The sequence below is a fragment of the Chryseobacterium lineare genome (assembly GCF_977014045.1).
On record NZ_CDRNIQ010000001.1, the window covers coordinates 1,776,737 to 1,797,235 of the forward strand.

21 protein-coding genes are annotated in these 20,499 nt (G+C 37.5%); 7 read left to right on the forward strand and 14 right to left on the reverse strand.

What is annotated here, in order from left to right:
- Positions 1-139 precede the first annotated feature (139 nt).
- A complete protein-coding gene (locus ACWNCI_RS07760) occupies positions 140-838 on the forward strand; it encodes an IS1 family transposase (protein WP_449387859.1) in 699 nt (232 codons plus the stop codon).
- A gap of 64 nt (positions 839-902) precedes the next feature.
- On the opposite strand, the gene ACWNCI_RS07765 is transcribed toward ACWNCI_RS07760, so the two are convergent.
- A complete protein-coding gene (locus tag ACWNCI_RS07765; protein ID WP_449387860.1) occupies positions 903-1,580 on the reverse strand; it encodes a YceI family protein in 678 nt (225 codons plus the stop codon).
- A gap of 448 nt (positions 1,581-2,028) precedes the next feature.
- Between ACWNCI_RS07765 and ACWNCI_RS07770 the strand changes: the two genes are divergently transcribed.
- Positions 2,029-4,152: a Tex family protein gene (locus tag ACWNCI_RS07770; RefSeq protein ID WP_449387861.1), complete on the forward strand. Its 2,124-nt coding sequence runs from the start codon at positions 2,029-2,031 to the stop codon at positions 4,150-4,152.
- A 9-nt stretch (positions 4,153-4,161) separates the two neighbouring features.
- Entirely contained in the window at positions 4,162-4,740 is a 579-nt protein-coding gene (locus ACWNCI_RS07775; RefSeq protein ID WP_449387862.1) for an RDD family protein, read from the forward strand.
- 68 nt (positions 4,741-4,808) lie between these two features.
- Here the strand turns inward: ACWNCI_RS07775 and ACWNCI_RS07780 are convergent, their stop codons facing one another.
- The 5 genes from ACWNCI_RS07780 to ACWNCI_RS07800 all read right to left on the reverse strand — a co-directional run bounded on the left by ACWNCI_RS07780 (position 4,809) and on the right by ACWNCI_RS07800 (position 9,143).
- Entirely contained in the window at positions 4,809-4,985 is a 177-nt protein-coding gene (locus ACWNCI_RS07780; RefSeq protein WP_346984781.1) for a histone H1, read from the reverse strand.
- Positions 4,986-5,303: 318 nt separating this feature from the next.
- Complete coding sequence (locus ACWNCI_RS07785) at positions 5,304-5,792, reverse strand: MaoC family dehydratase (RefSeq protein WP_449387863.1); 489 nt, start codon at positions 5,790-5,792, stop codon at positions 5,304-5,306.
- Positions 5,793-5,854: 62 nt separating this feature from the next.
- A complete protein-coding gene (locus tag ACWNCI_RS07790; protein ID WP_449387864.1) occupies positions 5,855-6,676 on the reverse strand; it encodes an alpha/beta fold hydrolase in 822 nt (273 codons plus the stop codon).
- A 179-nt stretch (positions 6,677-6,855) separates the two neighbouring features.
- Positions 6,856-8,289, reverse strand: a complete 1,434-nt coding sequence (locus ACWNCI_RS07795) for an SDR family oxidoreductase (RefSeq protein WP_449387865.1) — start codon at positions 8,287-8,289, stop codon at positions 6,856-6,858.
- Between the two features lie 269 nt (positions 8,290-8,558).
- Positions 8,559-9,143: a CinA family protein gene (locus ACWNCI_RS07800; RefSeq protein WP_449387866.1), complete on the reverse strand. Its 585-nt coding sequence runs from the start codon at positions 9,141-9,143 to the stop codon at positions 8,559-8,561.
- Positions 9,144-9,683: 540 nt separating this feature from the next.
- Between ACWNCI_RS07800 and ACWNCI_RS07805 the strand changes: the two genes are divergently transcribed.
- The 4 genes from ACWNCI_RS07805 to ACWNCI_RS07820 all read left to right on the forward strand — a co-directional run bounded on the left by ACWNCI_RS07805 (position 9,684) and on the right by ACWNCI_RS07820 (position 12,450).
- Positions 9,684-10,316: an NAD(P)H-dependent oxidoreductase gene (locus tag ACWNCI_RS07805; protein ID WP_346984777.1), complete on the forward strand. Its 633-nt coding sequence runs from the start codon at positions 9,684-9,686 to the stop codon at positions 10,314-10,316.
- 18 nt (positions 10,317-10,334) lie between these two features.
- Positions 10,335-10,769 carry a MarR family winged helix-turn-helix transcriptional regulator gene (locus ACWNCI_RS07810; RefSeq protein ID WP_449387867.1) on the forward strand — a complete coding sequence of 145 codons (435 nt, stop codon included), beginning with the start codon at positions 10,335-10,337 and terminating at the stop codon, positions 10,767-10,769.
- A complete protein-coding gene (locus ACWNCI_RS07815; protein WP_346984775.1) occupies positions 10,769-11,191 on the forward strand; it encodes an organic hydroperoxide resistance protein in 423 nt (140 codons plus the stop codon). The genes ACWNCI_RS07810 and ACWNCI_RS07815 overlap by 1 nt, the downstream gene beginning before the upstream one ends.
- A 137-nt stretch (positions 11,192-11,328) precedes the next feature.
- Positions 11,329-12,450, forward strand: coding sequence for a lactonase family protein (locus ACWNCI_RS07820; RefSeq protein ID WP_449387868.1), 1,122 nt, complete (start codon positions 11,329-11,331; stop codon positions 12,448-12,450).
- Positions 12,451-12,460: 10 nt separating this feature from the next.
- Here ACWNCI_RS07820 and ACWNCI_RS07825 read toward each other — a convergent pair whose 3' ends face one another.
- From ACWNCI_RS07825 to ACWNCI_RS07860, 8 genes are all read right to left on the reverse strand, one after another.
- Positions 12,461-13,090: a peptide deformylase gene (locus tag ACWNCI_RS07825; RefSeq protein WP_449387869.1), complete on the reverse strand. Its 630-nt coding sequence runs from the start codon at positions 13,088-13,090 to the stop codon at positions 12,461-12,463.
- A gap of 349 nt (positions 13,091-13,439) precedes the next feature.
- Entirely contained in the window at positions 13,440-14,312 is an 873-nt protein-coding gene (locus ACWNCI_RS07830; RefSeq protein WP_449387870.1) for a ChaN family lipoprotein, read from the reverse strand.
- Between the two features lie 560 nt (positions 14,313-14,872).
- Complete coding sequence (locus tag ACWNCI_RS07835) at positions 14,873-15,901, reverse strand: hemin-degrading factor (protein WP_449387871.1); 1,029 nt, start codon at positions 15,899-15,901, stop codon at positions 14,873-14,875.
- Between the two features lie 5 nt (positions 15,902-15,906).
- Entirely contained in the window at positions 15,907-16,557 is a 651-nt protein-coding gene (locus tag ACWNCI_RS07840) for a class I SAM-dependent methyltransferase (protein WP_449387872.1), read from the reverse strand.
- A complete protein-coding gene (locus ACWNCI_RS07845) occupies positions 16,557-17,327 on the reverse strand; it encodes a heme ABC transporter ATP-binding protein (RefSeq protein WP_449387873.1) in 771 nt (256 codons plus the stop codon). The genes ACWNCI_RS07840 and ACWNCI_RS07845 overlap by 1 nt, the downstream gene beginning before the upstream one ends.
- Positions 17,324-18,367 (reverse strand): FecCD family ABC transporter permease, encoded by a 1,044-nt coding sequence (locus ACWNCI_RS07850; RefSeq protein WP_449387874.1) that lies wholly within the window; start codon positions 18,365-18,367, stop codon positions 17,324-17,326. Before ACWNCI_RS07850 ends, ACWNCI_RS07845 begins: the two co-directional genes overlap by 4 nt.
- Positions 18,351-19,229, reverse strand: a complete 879-nt coding sequence (locus ACWNCI_RS07855; RefSeq protein WP_449387875.1) for a heme/hemin ABC transporter substrate-binding protein — start codon at positions 19,227-19,229, stop codon at positions 18,351-18,353. The genes ACWNCI_RS07850 and ACWNCI_RS07855 overlap by 17 nt, the downstream gene beginning before the upstream one ends.
- A 131-nt stretch (positions 19,230-19,360) precedes the next feature.
- Positions 19,361-20,488, reverse strand: coding sequence for an HmuY family protein (locus ACWNCI_RS07860; RefSeq protein ID WP_449387876.1), 1,128 nt, complete (start codon positions 20,486-20,488; stop codon positions 19,361-19,363).
- Positions 20,489-20,499 lie beyond the last annotated feature (11 nt).

The window sequence follows — 20,499 nt, forward strand, 5'->3', positions numbered from 1 at the left end:
TCGTGTATCAAAGTTAGTGATGCCATAACTCCTAATCATTAACTCGCTTAAAATCAATAAAAATCAAAAGTAGATTAATAGAAAATAAGAGTAGGTATTCCCTACTCTTGTTTATTTTTGTCGATAAAAACATATGCAAATGATTGAGAATCATTCCTCGTGTATCAGAGTTAGTGATAAAGAAATCTGTAAAAACTGTTTCTCCTATAATATTATTAAAAACGGAACTACAAAAACGGGAAAACAACAATATTTCTGCAAGAACTGCCATAAAAGGTTTTTACCGTTTTACAGTTACAAAGCCTACGAGAAGCATATTAATTCCCAAATTATCAGGCTTACCAAAGAAGGTTTAGGAATAAGGAGTATTTCAAGAATATTATACATTTCTACAACTACCTTGCTTAAAAGAATTATCAATATTTCCGCTTTTATAGTACAGCCTGGAATTCCTTTCTATCAATCCTACGAATTAGATGAAATGAGATTTTATATTGGTAATAAATCAAACCAGATGTGGTTGGCTTATGCCATTGATAAAATAACTAAAAAAATTGTAAGTTTTCATGTAGGAAAAAGAACTAATAAAACTTTAAAGACAATTATTAAAACTTTAATTAATTCACAAGCAGAAAAAATATGTACGGACAAACTTAGAAATTACCAATATTTAATTCCCAAAGAAATCCATTCTAGCAAACGATTCGGGACAAATTCTATTGAAAGAATGAACCTTACCATAAGAACAAATCTCAAGAGATTCAACAGAAGAAGTATTTGTTTCAGCAAAAGTATAATTATTCTTAATGCTATTCTTAAAATCTATTTCTGGGCATAAAACTAAAATGTATAAAAAAAGCTACCTTAAAAAGGTAGCTCCCAAGATTTTATATCTAACAATATTATTTTTTTGCTTTTACGTCAACAGCGATTTCGATGTCTTTGCTGATCATCCATTCTGCCGGGTCGGCTTCGGAAGTTCCGAACTTGATCCCCCAGTCGGCTCTGTTTACCGTGAACTTAGCCTGGATGGAAGCAGAAGTTTCCGTTACGTCGACCTTTGCAGGGAACGTTACATTCATTGTTTTTCCTGATAAAGTCAAATTTCCGCTAACGGTTTTATTGGCTCCGGCAATGGCATCTGCAGGGGCTTGTTTAAGATCCGCTACATTCGTGATTTTAAATTCTGAAGTAGGATTTTTTGTTGTATCAAAGAAATCAGGGTTTTTAAGATGTGCTTCAAGATCTGCCGGCTTTTTATCTTTTTCGGTTACTGAAGCCGGATCTACTTTAAGAGAATTCATATCGATCACGAAATTTCCCGCTGCAACATTTCCGTTTTCAATGTTTAGATCACCGGATTTCACCATCAAAGTTCCCCAACGTGGCGCCATTCCTCCTTTGTGGAAGGCTTTCCAGTTTACGACAGATGCTACTGTATCGACAGCCAATACTTCCCCTTTGCTTTCCGCAACTTTCTGTTCTGTAGATGTTGCTGCGTTTTCCGCAGATTTTTCCTTATTACAAGATGCTGCAAGCAATCCTACTCCTACTAATGCAATGATGCTTAATTTTTTCATATTATCTAATTTGTTTTAAAAGTTTATTATTTATAACCGAAGAATCCTAATTTAACTTCTCCTGTTCTGATATCCAAAAATAGAAAACTCCATTTCGGAACTTCTTATCATACATCAATAAATTAAATTTCATTGAATATTTCCGGTAAAAAGCTAAAATAATAAAAAGATGCTTAATCCGAAATACTTTAGCCCATAAGCTGTTTAAACTTTTTATATAACCACAAAAGTGACAAAAGATGAGCTCAATTTTATCTAAAGTTGATGACTATAAATGAAAAAAAGGGCACAATAGTTTTAAAAATCTTCGATTTTTATTCTTTTGAGAACTTTGATTGTTCTAATCATTGCGTTAAGATTATCTTTTGTGACTTTTGCGGTTAATTCTGAAATTAGTTTAAACAAGTTTCATATTAAAAATGATTATTTTAGCCGTTTAAATTTTAAGATGAACGCGACTCTTTATATACAGCAATCTCTCAATATATCCGAAAAAAGCATCTCCTCTACCCTTCAGCTGCTTGCAGAAGACTGCACGATCCCTTTTATCGCCCGATACAGGAAAGATAAAACAGGAAATCTCGATGAAACACAGATCGAGCAGATCTCAAAAATCAATAAGCAGTTTGAAGAGATTGTCAAAAGAAAAGAATCTATTCTGAAATCTATTGACGAACAAAATGCCCTGACACCGGAATTAAAACAAAGAATTCAAGAAAGCTTTGATCTGCAGGAGCTTGAAGATCTGTATTTGCCTTTTAAGAAAAGAAAAAAAACAAAAGCAGATGCTGCCAAAGAAAAAGGACTGGAACCTTTAGCTAAAATCATCATGAGCCAGAAAGCCCAGAACTTGGATTCTTTAGCTTCCAGATACCTCAACGATCAGGTCGGGACGGAAGAAGAAGCCCTTCAGGGGGCAAGAGATATTATGGCAGAATGGATCAATGAAAATATGTATGTCCGCAAAAATCTCAGAAGGCTATTCCAAAGGAAAGCGGTAATCACATCAAAAGTGGTCAAAGCGAAAAAAGATGAAGAAGACGCCCAGAAATTCTCACAGTATTTCGAATGGGAAGAAAGCCTGAACAGAACGCCGTCACACCGTCTTTTGGCTATGCTAAGGGCTGAAGCAGAGGGTTTCGTCAAAACCAATATCGGAATCGATAAAGATGAAGCCATCGAATTCATTGAAAATGCCATTATTAAATCAAACAACGAAACAGCCGGACACATTTCACTTGCTATAAAAGACAGCTACAAAAGATTACTGGAACCCGCCATCTCCAATGAAACACTGCAGGAGGCCAAAGAAAAAGCAGATAAAAAAGCCATCGAGATTTTTTCTGAAAACCTTACGCAGCTGCTTTTAGCACCTCCTCTCGGGGAGAAAAGAATTCTGGCGATCGATCCCGGTTACAGAAGCGGATGTAAAATAGTCTGCATGGACGAAAAAGGCGATCTTCTGCATAATGAGACTATTTATCCGCACGCTCCACAGAATGAATCCGGAATGGCGATGAAGAAAATACGGTCGATGGTGAATGCCTATCATATCGAAGCCATCTCCATCGGAAACGGAACCGCAAGCCGCGAGACAGAGTTTTTCATTAAAAAAATTGCATTCGATAAACCGCTGCAGGTTTTCGTAGTTTCGGAGGCCGGCGCTTCAGTATATTCCGCAAGTAAAATTGCGAGAGAGGAATTTCCAACGTATGATGTAACGGTTCGTGGAGCCGTTTCCATCGGAAGACGATTATCAGATCCCCTGGCAGAACTTGTGAAGATCGATCCGAAGTCTATCGGTGTCGGACAATACCAGCATGACGTAGATCAGACCCAGCTGAAGAACGAACTGGATTCCACGGTGATGAAATGTGTAAATTCTGTAGGAATTAATTTAAATACTGCCAGCAAGTCTTTATTAAGCTACGTCTCCGGGATCGGTGAAAAGATGGCAGAAAATATCGTGAATTACCGCGCAGAGCATGGCGCTTTTGAAGACCGCAAACAACTGAAAAAAGTTCCGAGACTGGGCAAGAAAGCGTTTCAGCAGGCGGCCGCTTTCGTAAGAATCAGCAATCCTAAAAACCCTTTGGATAATTCTGCAGTACATCCTGAAGCTTATGGAATCGTTGAAAAAATGGCAAAAGATCTAAATATTACCACTCATGAACTAATTGCCAACAAAGAGAAAATTTCTCAGATCAATCCTGAAAAATACATCACGGAAGATATTGGAATTTTGGGAATCAAAGATATTTTAAAAGAACTGGAAAAGCCCGGATTAGATCCCAGAAAAGCTGCCAAAGTTTTTGAATTTGATCCGAACGTTAAAAAAATCACTGATCTCAAAATCGGTATGATTTTACCGGGAATCGTTAATAACATAACTGCTTTTGGATGCTTTGTAGATCTGGGTATTAAAGAAAGCGGACTCGTACACATTTCCCAACTGAAAGACGGATTTGTTTCTGATGTGAATGAAGTAGTAAAGCTTCATCAGCATGTTCAGGTAAAAGTAACTGAGGTAGATGAGGCACGAAAAAGAATTCAGCTGAGTATGATTCTGTAAAAAATTGTTGTGAAAATATCAGAAATTAAAGAAAGAAAAGTGATTCACAGACCGACTCCTGATTTTGACAGGTATGGAAAAAGAATCTATCATGCTTATGAGTATTATTTGCCTTATAATCCTGGATTTAAAGGAAATGAGACGATAAGGCTATTTGCAAAATGGATAGATATGGCAATATTCGCTATCATTTTCTTTTATCTGTTTAATAAAAATCCTGTTGTAGCCGTTCTGCTATCAATTCCCTGTGTGATTGTTTCGGGTGCAATAACCGAATATTATTACGGAACAACATTAGGTAAGAAAATATTCAGAATAAGAGTAATTGACGATGAAGGAAACAATCCTTCGCTTCTTACCTCATTAAAAAGAAATTTTCTGTGCCTGGCAAACTTTTATCCTGTTTTTTCTGAGTACACATCAAAAACCGTTGCCATGGGGTGGAGAAGAGGACCACAGGTTAATTTTAGCATGCACCTCAACAATAAAATCTGTACAACCTATATTGTAAAAGAAAGCAGGATGGAGGAAATCAGAAGTCTATTGGATAGCGAACAGCCTGAAAATAAAAAACAGATAGAATCTTAACGTAATTGCAATACAAATGCAATATTCATATTAAAAAACAAAGCCGGCTTCGTGAGCCGGCTTTATTATTATTTTTTAGATTCTTCAACAGAAACTTTTCTGAATTCTTTGAAAAGTTTGCTTAGCTCTAAAGCTGATTTACGAGCTCTTGTTCCAGCTGCTTTGTTTCCTTTTTCTGCTTGTTGGTGTGCTTCAGCTGCAAAAGCTTCAAATTCCGCGTTGATTTTTTCAATTAATTCTTTCATTATTTTTAAAATTTAGGCTGCAAATATATGTTTTATGGTAATTCCAGCCTAATACAGAAGAAAAAATTTATGATAATTAATTAAATTTAATAGTTATCCCCTCCTTTCAGTTTAATTTTTAAATGAAATACTTATTTTTAATGGTTTTTTTACAGCATTCACCGAGCCATTTTGCCCCATTCATCGAAATTTTATCATTCCGCCGATTTCCTACATTTTAACTATAAAACAATCGATTCCCGCAGTCTGTTTCGAATCAAAAAAATAAAGCCTTTAAAACTTAATTTAAAGACTTTAATCATTTTTACTTTTCAGGATTTATCTCTTCAGTAAGTATTTGTGCTGACCTTCCAGTACAAGTTCTGATTTTTGGTTATACACCGTCACCTTTGTTGTTACCACTCCTTTATCTCCCTGAGGTTCCAGATTGGTAATCGCAATAGACGAATAGAGCGTATCTCCGGAATGAACTTCTTTCAGAAAGTGGCAGGAAAGCTCTAAAAAACTGATAAAGACATTTCCAAAATAATGCGGAAGCAATGTTGCACCCGGCGCAGTGAATGAAAGAACCTGCAAACCGTGTACTACCGGCGCCTCATGGCCATATCGTCTGGCATACTCCGCATCATAATGAATAGGATGATTGTCGCAGGATACCGTCTGAAAGGCTGAGGCATGAGCATCCGTAAGCGTTCTGCTCGGCGCTCTGAACACCTCTCCTACCTCCAGCTCGTCGAAACCACGTTGCGGAACAATAGAGAAATCTTCAGGATCAAAATTTGAATTTTCAATATTTAAATTTTCCATAAAACCTGGGTGTTTGAATAAACAATTGTCTTACATATGACCAATCGCCATAATCTTAAGAATTACTTTTTAATAAACTCCAAAATATCTTTGTTGATTGTTTCGTGCTCTGTAGTCGGCATTCCGTGGGGAAATCCCGGATATGTAATCAATTCGCCGTTCTTTAATAATTTAGCTGATTTTATCGCAGAATTTTCAATCGGCACGATCTGATCATCTTCACCGTGTAAAACAAGAACCGGAATATCAACAGCTTTCAGATCTTCAGTAAGATCAGTTTCAGAAAACGCTTTTATACCGTCATAATGCGCTACGATTCCGCCCATCAGTCCCTGTCTCCACCAGTTTCTCTGAACACCGTCTTTTACATTCGCACCTTCTCTGTTGTATCCGTAGAAAGGGAAAGTAAGATCATAGTAAAACTGATTTCTGTTATTTAAGGTCTGATCTCTGATATTATCGAAAACCGACATTGGTACGCCATCAGGATTGTTTTCACTTTGTACCATTACCGGAGGAATAGCACTGATCAAGACTGCTTTTTTAGCTCTTCCGTTTGCATATTTGTTTACATAACGGATCACTTCGCCACCACCTGTAGAGTGCCCGATGTGTACTACGTCTTTCAAATCTAGGAATTCAACCAGTTCAGCGGCATCGGAAGCATATTGTTCAATCGTGTGATTGTAGATATTCTGACTTGAACGTCCGTGACCTCTTCTGTCGTGTGTTACGACTCTGTACCCTCTCTGCAGGAAGAAAATAACCTGTGCATCCCAATCGTCAGCAGATAAGGGCCAGCCGTGGTGAAACATCAATACTGGTCCTTCTCCCTGGTCTTTGTAAAAAATCTCTGTTCCGTCTTTTAATTTTAGTGTACTCATTGTTGTAATTTGTTTTTGATTAATAATTCAACTCAAACTCATAATTACAAAAACTGGCACTAAGGAAATAAAATACTTAAAACCAACAATTTAAGCAAATACACAATAGAATTAAAATACGAAATACCGTAATATTATGATGCTATTATTTTAATATGGTAAATTTCATTTAAAAATCATCAGGAATTGCTGGTAAGGCTTTTAAGCATCCCTTTAAAAATAATTCCATGGAATGGAAGGACTGCGTACCAATATAATCTTCCGGAAATTCCGTGAGGACGAAAAACGGCTTTCTGCCAAAGCTTTCCCCTGTATATTTTGAACATAAGCCAGGCTTCTCCCGGCAGTTTCATTTCGGCAAAAAGAATTAATTTTCCTTCTTCACGGTCGGCATACAATACTCTCCAGAAATCCAGCGCGTCGCCTTCATGAAGCCTGTCAGGATGAGTACGTCCGCGCCTTAATCCAGGTCCGCCAACCATAAGATCCATAAAACCCCGGATTTTCCATAAGCCCTGTCCGTACCAGCCATTATTTCCGCCGATCCTGAAAATTCTTTCAATACATTTTTCACGGTCGTCATACACTGCGCTTCTCAGATCCGTAAAGCATCCGTAATGGGGAACTTCCATAAAATCTTTCAGGCTGGTATCTCTCCGACTGCTGATAAAGCTGTCTTTCCAGCTGGAAACAATCTCATTTGCCTGAATTTTTGCTAAGGTTCTTTCTAAAGCTGTCTCATAAGAAAAAGGCTGTACACCGGTAATTCGTTTTATTTCAGCAAGGCTTTCGGGTCTGCAGATCACCTCGATCTTCATACTTCCGACCAGGGCTGTTGCGAGATTGTATGAAGTGGAAGTAATAAAGTAAAGCCAATATGATGAAAGTTTAGGAGTCATCACCGGCAAGGTAAAAATCTTTCTTTTTAGATGCCTTATCCTGGCAAATTCCAGAAGCATTTCTTTATACGTCAGGACATCATCGCATCCGATATCAAAACTTTTCTGATAGCTTTCTTCTTTAAAGAGAACAAAAATCAGGAAATCAAGAACGTTCGCAATCCCAATGGGCTGACATTTGGTATCGAGCCATCTTGGAGCCACCATTACCGGCAACTTTTCGACAAGATCTCTGATAATTTCAAAAGAAGCACTTCCTGATCCTATAATGATGCCCGCCCGCAAAACCGTAACCGGTACTTTAGATTTCATCAATGTTTTTTCAACCTGAAAACGTGAATTGAGATGCCTGGAAAGTTCTTTTTCATTCACAAGTCCTGAAAGATATACGACATGCCGGCATTCCGTGGTTTCAATAAAATTGGCAAAGTTCTGTGCGCATTCTCTTTCGGAATCTTCATAATCGTTTGAATTGCTCATAGAATGCATCAGATAATAAGCTCCTGAAATATCTTCAGGGATGTTTTTAAGCGTTTCGGGCCGCAAAAAGTCTACCTCCACAACTTCTATGAGCGATTCATCTATATTCACATCTTTCGAAAAACGGCTCGCATCTCTACAGCAGCAAACGACCTTATATCCCTGCGCAGCAATTACGCTTATCATTCTTTTGCCAATATATCCGGTGGCTCCTGTGAGTAGTATTTTTTTCATAGTAAGTTGCGTAGATTAGTTTAAATGCTTTTTGAAAACGTTTAATTTCAACAGATTAAAAGTATTATAAAAACCGAGCCAAGTGTACAGAAGTAACAACTTTTATAAAAATAAAACAATACAGCATATAAAAAGCCCCTCATTAAACGAGGAGCTTATAAATGACTGCAAAAATGAAGTTATAGACAGATCAAATTTATCTGATATGTCATTAGCAGTTTATGATTTTTGTCATAATAACGCGCATTTCATTAGTTTTTTCAGCAGGATTAATTCATGGATTCAGATCGTCTTTCAGCATGCTTATCCAGCTCAAGCTTAAAACATCCGAGTATAAATTCAGTATAGTACAGCTGAGCGTTTACCTGTTTTGTTCTGGAATTAAGATCAAGCTTCTCCGACAGAATAACCCGGCCTTTGTACACAATGGAAAAATAGGCAAACAACCTTTGCTTTGATTCGGGAACCGGCGTTGCATAGCCTGTAACAGCAATTGACCAATCGGTTTTAAAAAGCTTTGCAACATTGAGTGCCATCGTTTCTGAAATATGGGGCGATACACAATTGCAGGTGTCTGCTTCAGCCTCGTCGACATTCAACAGTCTTACTTTTTCATCCAGTGTATAAGCGGTGACCCCTCCTTTGAAAAATTTTGAGGCTTCTTTCATCTGTGAAAACGAAAACTGCAGAAACCCAGAGGTCACACTTTCAGCTACGGTTATTGTTTCGTCTACCGAAAGTAAATATTTGCCGATGTAATCAAAAAGGTTCTGCAGTTCTATAATAAAATTTATAAGAGATCTCACGGAGAGTTCTTCTGAACTTACCCCGATGCGTGATGGTTTTAAAATCATTAATTCTTTTTATTTGTAACATTTTTATTTAAAATAAAGAGCTTTTCATCTTCATTTTTCTGCAAGTAGTCTTAATTTTCATAAAAATTATCCATCTGCTCCAACGCTTGTATTAATTTATGCTAATACATTCTGACCAATCAAACATGAGGCCAGCAACGATGTAAATAACATTAAAATAGCCTGCTTAGACACAGCAGTATAACAAGATTGAAAAATATATGAGCCGGTTTAAAGCTCAATTGCAGATTGTAGAATTGCTCTTATATAATGGAATATGGATCAGATTAATCGAAATTACTCAATATCACATATAACTTTTATGATCTTAATCAACCGGAAAAATGTTTTAATTATTTATTTTAAAAGAAGGATGAAAGTATTACAAAAAATAAACCTGTTTCCACACACAGAAATAAAGTAGAAATTGAATAAGTTTTGGCACTAATTATTTAAATAAAATTTAACAAAATTAAATTGCACACAATTTAATTTGGCAGTATTTTTGCAATGTAGAATTCAAATAAAATAATTAATAAAATGTCATTAATAGAAGATTTAAACTGGAGACATGCTGTAAAAGCGTATGATCCGTCAAAAAAAGTTTCAGAAGAAGATTTAAATAAAATTTTAGAAGCAGCAAGGCTTGCTCCTACGTCATCAGGTTTACAGCCATTCCGCGTGATTGTTGTGGAAAATCAGGAGCTCAAAGAAAGAATGGTTCAGGGAGCATTGAATCCTGAAGTGATGAGAGATTCTTCCCACGTGCTGGTTTTTGCTGCCTGGGACAGCTATTCTGATGAAAAAATTGACAAAGTTTACGATCATCACACCGATGTAAGAGATTTACCAAGAGGCCGTTTCTCCAGCTATACCGATAAAATTAAAGAAATCTATGGAGCGCAGACTCCTGAACAACATTTTATCCATACGGCAAGACAAACTTATATTGCTCTGGGTCTTGCCATGGCCCAAGCTGCAGAGCTGAAAATCGACAGTACGCCAGCGGAAGGTTTCAGCAATGAAGTGGTAGACGAGATTCTTGGACTCAGAGAATTGGGACTAAAAAGTGTAAGCTTATTATACCTCGGCTACAGAGACGAGAAAAACGACTGGCTTTCCCACATGAAAAAAGTGAGGATTCCAATGGAGGAATTTATCATTAAAAAATAGTAAACATTTAATTCGATTATGGAAAATCAGGAATCTTTAAAACTGGAAAATCAGCTCTGCTTTCCTTTATATGTGATTGCAAAAGAGATTACGGGATTGTACCGCCCGTTTCTTGACGAGCTTGATCTTACGTATCCTCAATACCTCGTGATGATGGTATTATGGGAGAATGACGGGCTTCCTGTAAATCATATCGGAGAAAAGCTTTACCTGGACAGCGGTACACTGACACCACTTCTGAAAAGGCTTGAAGCCAAAGGTCTTATCCTTAGAAAACGAAAAAAAGAGGATGAAAGAGTCGTTGAAGTATTCATCACGGAATCCGGAAAAGCTCTTCAGTCAAGGGCCTGCGAAATTCCTGAAAAAATGTACAGAAAACTGGATCTGTCTCAGGAAGAGTGGCTTGATCTGAAAAAAAGCGTCCAGAAAATATTAACCAAAATAGGAAAATAATGAAAACCTTATATACAACAAAAGTAACAGCAACCGGCGGAAGAAACGGCCATGTAAAAAGCGACAACGGAGTTCTTGATCTTGAAGTAAAAATGCCAAAAGCACTCGGCGGAGCTAATGATGATTTCGCTAACCCTGAAATGCTTTTTGCTGCTGGATATTCAGCATGTTTTGACAGTGCATTGAGCAGAGTGATCTCTTTATCGAAAATCAAAACAGGAGAAACAACGGTAACAGCAGAGGTAAGTATTGGCCAGCTGGAAAACGGAGGTTTCGGTCTGGCTGTTCAGCTTGACGTAAATATTCCGGGAGTTTCCATTGAAGAAGCGCAGTCTTTAACCGAAAAAGCCCATGAGATTTGTCCTTATTCTAATGCTACTAGAAATAATATTGAGGTAAAACTTTCGGTAACTAATAATTAGAATTATTTCTTATCCCTATAATAAAATCTGCTTCCTTGGAAGCAGATTTTGTTTTTTAAACCAATATTGGCTGAAGCCATTATTTGTATTCTACGGAAATCATTTATATGTTTGCGCTTTTAAATAGTATTAAAAAGTTGAAAAATATTTTAGCCTTATTTATTACCGCCTGCAGCTGGGTTACTTTGTATTCTCAACATACATACGCTTTTTTTGGTTCATTTAATTGGGACAAGGATACAGAAGGAATTTACGTTTATGAATTGGATATTATTAAAGGAAATTTATCAAAAATTACTTCTTTTAAAGGTATAGCAAATCCTTCTTTTCTTACAATATCGCCGGATGGAAAGTACATTTTCGCCTGCACAGAAAGCAAAACCGAGAATGGAGGAAGTGTAAGCAGTTTTGAATTCAGTCCTGAAAAAAAAACGTTGACATTCATTAGTACACAAAAAAGTGGTGGTGAAAATCCTGTATACCTTACAGTACATAGAAATGGAAAATGGCTTATCAACGGAAATTATTCGGAAGGAAGTGTTTCAGTTTATCCTATTTCAGACAACGGAAAGATTGAACCTTATGTCCAAAATTTTCAATTTTCAGAGGGAAGTATAAATCATGACAGACAAGATCGTGCACACATCCACTCCACTGTTTTTTCTCCGGATTTTAAATACATTTTTATGCCGGATTTAGGCGCTGATAAAATAAGAGCTTATCAATTTCAAGATGAAAAAGAAAAACCGTTACAGAAAGCAGAAACTCCTTTTGTACAAACTTTTCCTGGAAGCGGACCGAGGCATTTGACCTTTCATCCGAATGGAAAATTTGCCTATTGCATTGAAGAAATGGGTGGAGCAGTAAGTGTATATTTCTATGAAAATGGAAAACTTGAAAATATTCAACGGATTGATACTCATTCAGCAAAATATAAAGATGGCTTTGAAAGTTCAGATATTCATATCTCGCCGGACGGCAGATTCCTGTATGCTTCCAATCGCGGAAATGAAAATAACATCGCCATATTTTCCATTCAAAACAACGGGACATTAAAAACCATAGGCTATCAATCTGTTAAAGGAAAACATCCGAGAACATTTAATATTGATCCCAGTGGAAATTTTTTGATTACGGCCAATACGGGAACTAATGAAGTAGTCGTTTTTAAAAGAAATCCTGAAACAGGTTTATTGAAAAAAGTTGGAAAGAAGATTAAAATTAAAAATGTGTCTAACGTTCAAATTGGGAAATATTAATTTTTAGAAGCTACCTTGTCACAGAATCACTTTTCTTAAAAGCGTCCACCTTCTGATATGAGTCGTTTCTCTCTTTCTCTTTTTTATCAGAAATTAAAACACCGAAAAGATGGTCAATTTCATGCTGGAAAATGACAGCGGTAAAGCCTTCTACCATTTCTGAATATTTCTGCCCTTTTAAGTCAACATATTCCAACTGGATAACTTTGCTTCTGTAAAACTGATCTCTGAAATCAGGAATCGACAAATCGCCTTCCGGCCCCAGATTCTGTAATTCTGATCTCCAGACAATCACAGGATTGATAAAATATCCCAATGGTTCGCCCGGCTTGTCAAAACGCTGAACCCAAATCACTTTCCTGTTGATGCCGACCTGAGGGGCTGCAATTCCTACCCCGCCATCGGTTGACAGTAAAGATTCTTTCATTCTTTTAACTAAAATTTCCGTGTTTTTATCCAACGGATCGATTTCTGCGGAAAGACTCAATAAAGTTCTATGCTGATGTTCATCAGTGGTCTGGTAGATCGGTAAAGCAGTACTAATGTCTCCCCGATTGATAAGAGAAATTTCTGATGGCGTGAGCTTTTGAGCATTGATGACACTGATGAAAAGTATGAATATGAAAGAAAGTTGTTTCATTGTAATGGAATAAGTAACAAAGATAAAGGATGTTTTCAGGTTTTGGCTAAAGCCTATTGAACTTTTTCAAGAAAAAACGGGCTAAAGCCCGTTCCTATCGATAAACCCCTGCATTTTATTGGAGAATTGTACGTAAAGATTTGCGTCTGGATTCTTTCAGAATGACAAAATTTGTTGATAATTGTGTTCGGTTATTTACTTTGCGATAAAGAATTCAGTAATGATCTATCTCAAACTATTGCAGTTATCTTAAGAGATTCTTCACTTCGCTTCGCTTTGTTCAGAATAACAAAATGTTGGCAATTTTGTTCGGTTATAATTCTTACTTTTAACTTTTAATTTAGCTCTTCTAATACGTTTTCGTCATATCCTCGGGAATCACAAGATTAAAATCTGTTGGTACATAATCTTTTTCAGGGATTTTAAGCTCAGGGTTTTCAGATTCAAAAACAGAGATCACAGCCATTTTCAGGTTAGGGTTTTTCTGTTTGATGTACCAGTAAATACCGCCGAATTCTTTGCTGTGGTAATTTCCGTTGTAATGGATGAATGTTTTTCCGGATTGAAAATTTTTCAGGATCGATTCTGCCATGGTGGCGTCTTTAATGGCCTGGGCGGAAATGAAATTCATCACTTTCATCTCTTCCGCATGGTCGCCCATCATCTTTTTCATTTCAGGATAGCCGGGCGTTTCGAGGGTCACTTTAATTGGCAGTTGGGCGATGTAGATTTTGTCTTTCGCCGGTAAATTTTTCAACGATTCCAGTCCTTCTTTTGAAGTTTGAGAAGCGTATCTCCTGGGAACATTGGTAGCAATGAAAGGTATTTTCTTATCTTTTGCAAAATCAACCAACGGTTTATAATCGGTTGAGAAGTTATTCCATAATCGTGCAGAGTCTTTTAATGTTTTAGCATTGAATTTCCCGCTCAGATAATCATTTAACTGAGATTGATTATCTCTTTCAAACATTTCGGCCCCAAGGATAAGCTGCCCGCTTTTCTTTTCAAATAAAGCTTCTGTAACTTTTAGCTGCAGCCAGTGGTTGATGGAACTGTTGTGGTTTTCTCCAAAGAAAACGATATCGTAATCAGCGAGGGCTTTGACTAATTTTTCGGTGTTGATTTCTTTTCCTTTCTGGTTATAGAATTGATAGGCCTTAAAATCCTGAGCATTGAATGAACAGAAAAGGGCAAGCAATAGTATTGAGAGAATATTTTTCATTCTTAATTAGGTTATTTAATGTATCGCAAAGGTCGGAAAGATTATTCTAAATTCACTTTCATAACCAATACCTTTTTTTGAAATATTTGATATATGATTCGTCAATTCGAGTGTTTTTTCGTAACAAAGTGAAGAAAAAATGTATCGAGAATTATCTCAAAAAACACGAACTTCTCGATACGACTTCTTCAAAGTCTACTCGAAGTGGCGTGTGCGGTAATTACACAATACGAATGTTCGTCCGTCTGTTCGAGTAAAATTCTGAAAGAATTTTTTATCGAGAACCTATAAGTACGAAAACTCGCAGTATAACTTCTCGATACGATTTTTTTCAAAAATCTACTCGAAGTGACGAAAAGCACAACAAGTGACAAATTGCATTGTGTTATATACTTCGGACAAGGCTTTATATAATTTGGACAATTCTTCATTTATTTCAGACGAAGCCTTATCTATTCCAGACATTGTCTTATATACTTTGGACGGTTTTATTATTTCTTCTTATTAAAAAAAGCCGCCCTGCACTATACAAAACGGCTTTAAGAAAATGATCTAACTATTTATTTTTCAAGATCTGCTACAAGATCTTTCCATTCCTGCAATTCAGGGATTCCGGGTTTTCTTTTTCCGAAGAGCTGAACGATGAAATCTCCTTCTTTGTTGAATACTTCAATTGCCGTTACTTCACCGTCTTCTGTAGGTTTTTTCACGATCCATGCTTCAGCGATTTTTGTTACATCAAGGTGTAAGTTGAAATCAGGATCCATTACATTGAACCACTGCTGGTGCCACAACGTTTTCTTTACATTCCCGGTGTGGATCTGGATAATTCCCCTGTTTCCAACGAAGATCATGATCGGAAGCTCTTTTTCAGAGGCATCTTCCAGCACGTTTACCACTTTAGAACTATCGATTTTTTTGGTAAAACCTTCCGGAGCTAATCTTAATGCCTGCGTTCTGCTTACCCCGAATTTTCTGGTCATCATGAAAAAATCGTGGGTATCTTTCAGTGATCTCCATGCATTTTGAAAACCTTCCACATCAATTTCGGCATCCGGTTTTTCTTCTGCTTTCGGGGCAACCGTTTCAGATTCGAAAGCGGAATTCTGATCATCAGCTTTAAATTTATCAACTAATGCATCGAAAGCAACTTCATTGCTGTCTTTTGTTAAATAGATTTTATGTAACGCCAAACCGTCTTTTCCGAAGAACTGTAAGCTTTTTTTATCGCCTTCCACCACAGCAAAAGCGAATTTCCAGTGGTTTAAGAAAATTCTGAGATCGATATCTTCTCCCACGAAAAGCTGTGCGTGGGGACTGCTGAAATCGCCGTTTAAGTAAGTTCCTTTTCTTTCGTGAACGCACTCGTCGTTACGCGTAAGAGCCATCACTTTCCCCAACTGCTCAGCTTCTGTTAAAATATTCTGAAATTCAGGCTTTAAAACCGTTACGCTTTCGCCTACATTTGTTGCTAATAATTCTGCTTCACTCACACCAAGTTCTGCAGCTGCATTTCTGATTCTCAAATGTGGATTTTCAGCTTTAAGAGCTTCCCATTTTTCTTTAAGATCGTTTACTAATGTGCTCATTATTTTTATTTTTTAATGGTTAAAATCGTATAATTCCTAGTTATTGTTTCGTCTCCTGTTTTGCTTTTCACCTGTTCTTGCCTTCCGGAAATTTTCATTCTTTTAAAATGGCTTTGGGAAACCGTTTCTTCCATTTCATCCGTATTATATAAGGTGAAGCCAAATGGGGTAAACGGCAGTTTTTCCATGAAATCCCGCTGTCCGAAAGTCAGAACAAACGTCCCGGTGTTTTTCAAAACCCTGTAAATTTCATTTAAATATTCTACAGGATTTTTCCAGAAATAAACTGTATTTACAGTGAATATTTTGTCAAAAACTTTATCTTCAAAAGGAAGTTTTTCCCCCTCATACAAAACAAAACCGGCCTTATCTTTAAAAGATTCATTTAATTTCCGGGCTTCGTTATGCATGGTTTCGGAAATGTCAATTCCTGTATATTTTATATGTTGGGCTTTATTTAAAATGTTTTCAACATGGCCTGCATTGCCGTGACCGATTTCCAGAATACTTTCATTGTCTTCTATCAGGAGTGCCTGAATACTTTCCAGCGTCATTCCGATGTTGGTATCGTTCATCATCTCACCGATCTCGATGCCTTTTTCGCCTTGGGGATTGGCAAGATGCTGTGCTAATATTTTTAAATTTTCTTTGTCCATTATCCAAAAATGATCATTGGGTTATGAGTGATCGGATGGTCACAAACGGTACACGGAAAATTGTATGCTTCACTGATTTTTTCGGCGGTAAAAACTTCTTCCGGCGTTCCGTAAGCCGCCACTCTGCCTGATTTCATTAGCAATATTTTATCGGCATACTGTGCTGCAAGATTCAGATCATGGAGAACGACTATTGCAGAGTTTGCCTTTTTGGTAAAATTTTTAATGATTTCAAGTGCCTTGTACTGATGCTTTACATCCAGATTATTCAATGGTTCGTCGAGGAAAAGAAGTTTGTGAGCAATTTCATTCTGGAGCTGCGCCATTACTCTCGAAAGATGTACCCGTTGTTTTTCCCCTCCCGATAAGGTATTATATTCTCTTCCTTTCAGATGAAATACATCTGTTTCGTACATCATTTTATTCATGGCTTCGTGGTCTTCCTGTCTGGGCTGTGCATCGAAGTACGGATACCGTCCCATCATCACGACATCTTTCACTTCAAGCGGAATATCATTGCTGTTGTGCTGAGAAAATTTCGCTTTGTGTTTAGACAATTCTTTCACAGACCAGTCGCCGATATTTTTATCTTTAAATAAAATCTGCTGTTTCGATTTTACTTCATTGGCCAGAACACTCAGGAGACTGGATTTTCCGGCACCATTCGGACCAACGATCGCTAAAAATTCTCCATACTCCAGCTGAACATCAACCGAATCAAGAATGTGAAATTCTTTATGTTTATATGTGATCTGATGCGCCTTAATCATGACATTGATTTTTTGAATTTAACTAAAATCGCGATGAAGATTGGGCCTCCCATCAATGCGGTCAGAATCCCGATCGGGAGTTCCGAAGGTTCTACGATGCTTCTGCTGAAGGTGTCTGCAGTCAGCAATAAAATACTCCCACAAACTGCTGATAATGGCAAAATGAAGGCATAATTGGATTTAAATAAAAGCCTTAAAATATAGGGTACGATAAGCCCTACAAAACCGATAGTTCCCGAGAACGCCACACAACTTCCGATCATCAGCGCTGTGATGATGATGATCTGTTTTTTTAATTTTTCTACATTAATTCCTAAATGCTGTGCATCTTTTTCACCGAGCATCATGGCATTTAATGCTTTTCCTTTCGGCAATAGAATGATGTAGGAAATAAGTAAAACAACGGCTAAAATGATATTCTTGGTCCACGTTGCCGCTGCTAAGCTTCCTAAATTCCAGAACGTTAAATCTCTCAGCTGATCGTCTTTTGAGATATAAATTAAAAAGCCGGTGATCGAGAATCCGATGGCTGTAATAGCTACTCCGCTTAATAACATCATGACGACATTGGTTTTTCCTCCGCTTGTGGAGATTCTGTACACCAGCAGCATGGATAAAAAAGAACCGATGAAAGCAGCAATACCTACCAGTGAAAACTGTACTGCTTCAGGAAGATACTGCTTGAAGTGTCCACCTAAAACAATCGTAATAGCAGCAAGTAAGGTTGCTCCCGAGGTAAGTCCTATTAAATCTCCTGTTGCTAAAGGGTTTTTAAACAATCCCTGCAAACTTGTTCCTGAAACGGCCAGCATGCTCCCGATCAGAATAGCCATCATAATTCTGGCTGCACGTACATCCCAGACCACATATTTATCGCTCATTGATAAATCAGCATCTCCGTTGAGAACTTTTCCTAAGACTTCAAACGCAGACTGCCCGCCGAAATCATAGACTCCGGTATTAAGAGACCATACTGCTATGACGATGAGCAGTATGGCACTTATTGTAATGTAAACGTATAATTTACTTTGTGTTTTCAACTAAAAGTTTATTTAATGCAACAGCAGCTTCTCCTAATCTTGGTCCGAATCCGGAAACTAAACCTCCGTCCATCGCGATAATTTTTTTGTTTTTACCGGCGTTGGTCTGAGATACGCCCGGCATTTTCAGTGCGCCTTCATTTCCTCCGGCACCCTGTAATCCGCTGGTGAAGAAAAATAAAACGTCAGGATTTGCTTTTACTACAGCTTCCGGTGTTAAAGGTTTAAAATCTTCAAAATCATTGACGGCATTTTCTCCTCCGGCCAATTCAATTAAAGAAGCCATTGGTGTATTTTTACCCGATACCATCAGCATATTCCCTCTTGCATAGATGAACAGGACTTTTGGTTTTTGGGCAATGGGCTGGATCTGCTTTAAGTCGGCATCAATTTTATCATTAAGTTTTTGGTAATCTGTGTTTCCGATTGCTTTTGCGACGTCGGCGATCAGCTTTTTGGTTCCTTCTACGGTAAATTCCTGTTTGAAAACTTCAGTTTTTATTCCTGAGGCTTTGATTTTCCCCATTAATTCAGGATTGATGTCTTTATCTGAAGCTAAAATCAAAGTTGGAGACACGGCCATGATCGGCTCGATCGTCATTGATCTTACGTGTCCCAAGTCTTTCGCCGTAGCTTTCAAAGATTCGGGATACGTACTGGTAACGTCGGTTCCTACGATTTCTTTTTCGTGGCCTAAGGCAGCAACGATTTCCGTTATTCCTCCGTTAAGCGTTACAATTTTATTGTTAGATTTTGGTGTTTCGGCAGTTACTTCTGTTTTATTTTCTGTTTTTGCGCCTTCTTCTTTTTTACAGGAATATACGGCTACCAACACAGAAGCGGCAAGAATGAATTTTTTCATGATCTACTTATTATTTGATTTATTTGATTTGATTTCTTGATTATCGTTTATTAATCAATTCTTAATTTTTAAGAACTGACTGCTTTTTAAAGCTCGCAAAGGCGTTTGCGCTTATATAAGATATTATTAATTTACAATGGTTTATACTCAAATGAAGGAAAGCCTCTTTCGCCTTTCACGCCGAAACTGTCGGTCTCGGCTTTAGTGAGCCTGGTAAACCTCAGCTTGAAATAAAAACCGTTGGCATCTTTAATAATATAGAAACGGTCTCCGTACACTTCCAGTCCATTAACGCCCACAGGATTTCTCCAGTTTGCCCCAATTATACGCTGATCATTATAAACGAATTTTGCCTGATCGATATCGGATGTTTTGAAATTATTATAGGCTTCCACTCCCGATGTTCCGGCAGGTACAATTACTTCGTAAGCACCTGTTCCGCCCATGTTATTGGTGGTCACAAAGTCTGCATAGATATAACTTCCGGCGCCTGAAATGATATTTGTGAATATGGTAAAGCACAGATCCCATTTTTTCTTTTCAGGCTGAATGAAGACTTCCTTTTTATTTCCCAAACTGATAAAATTGTAATTGTAAACTGTATTTTTAGTGACGGTAACCTCATAATAATTTTGCCCATCAATGTCTGCAGATTTTACTTTATACCCTTCCCCGGCTCTCAGTATCTGTATTTTTTTCCAGCCTCTGCTGTCACCTCCCGTCGCAACGGAACCAACAGGAACATTCCCTGTCGCAATCTTCTTGCCCATATTGACCAGGTAAATTGCGTTTTGGGAATCCACGGCTTTTATTTCTTCAATAGCCGTATAACCGGAAGGAAAATCTCCCTTCACATCGTCAATATATATTTCATTGGCGGGATTGAAATTGGCTACTTGTACCTGAGTTTTTAATGTTGCTACTGAAGTTTCATTGACCTGATTGAAGTCTGTAACGTTGGGAATTTTAGCGGCTGCCATCATGATTGATGAATTTAAGACCACTTTAAAAGCAGATCCTGAATAAAGAGCAAGATCCCAATCTGTTCTATTATTAAAGGTTTGACCGGAGAGTTTTGTAACCGGATCTATTTCGCTTAAATCGATCCAGACCTGGTTAGGCTGCGTCGCCCCACCGACAGAAAGATCAACTACCGAACCTTCTATACGGGACACCGCCACAGGATCTTCATTATCATTGATACATGACTGGAAAATAAGTGAAGTCCCTATCAGTAAGCAAAAAAGTATTTTTTTCATTTCCAAAGTAT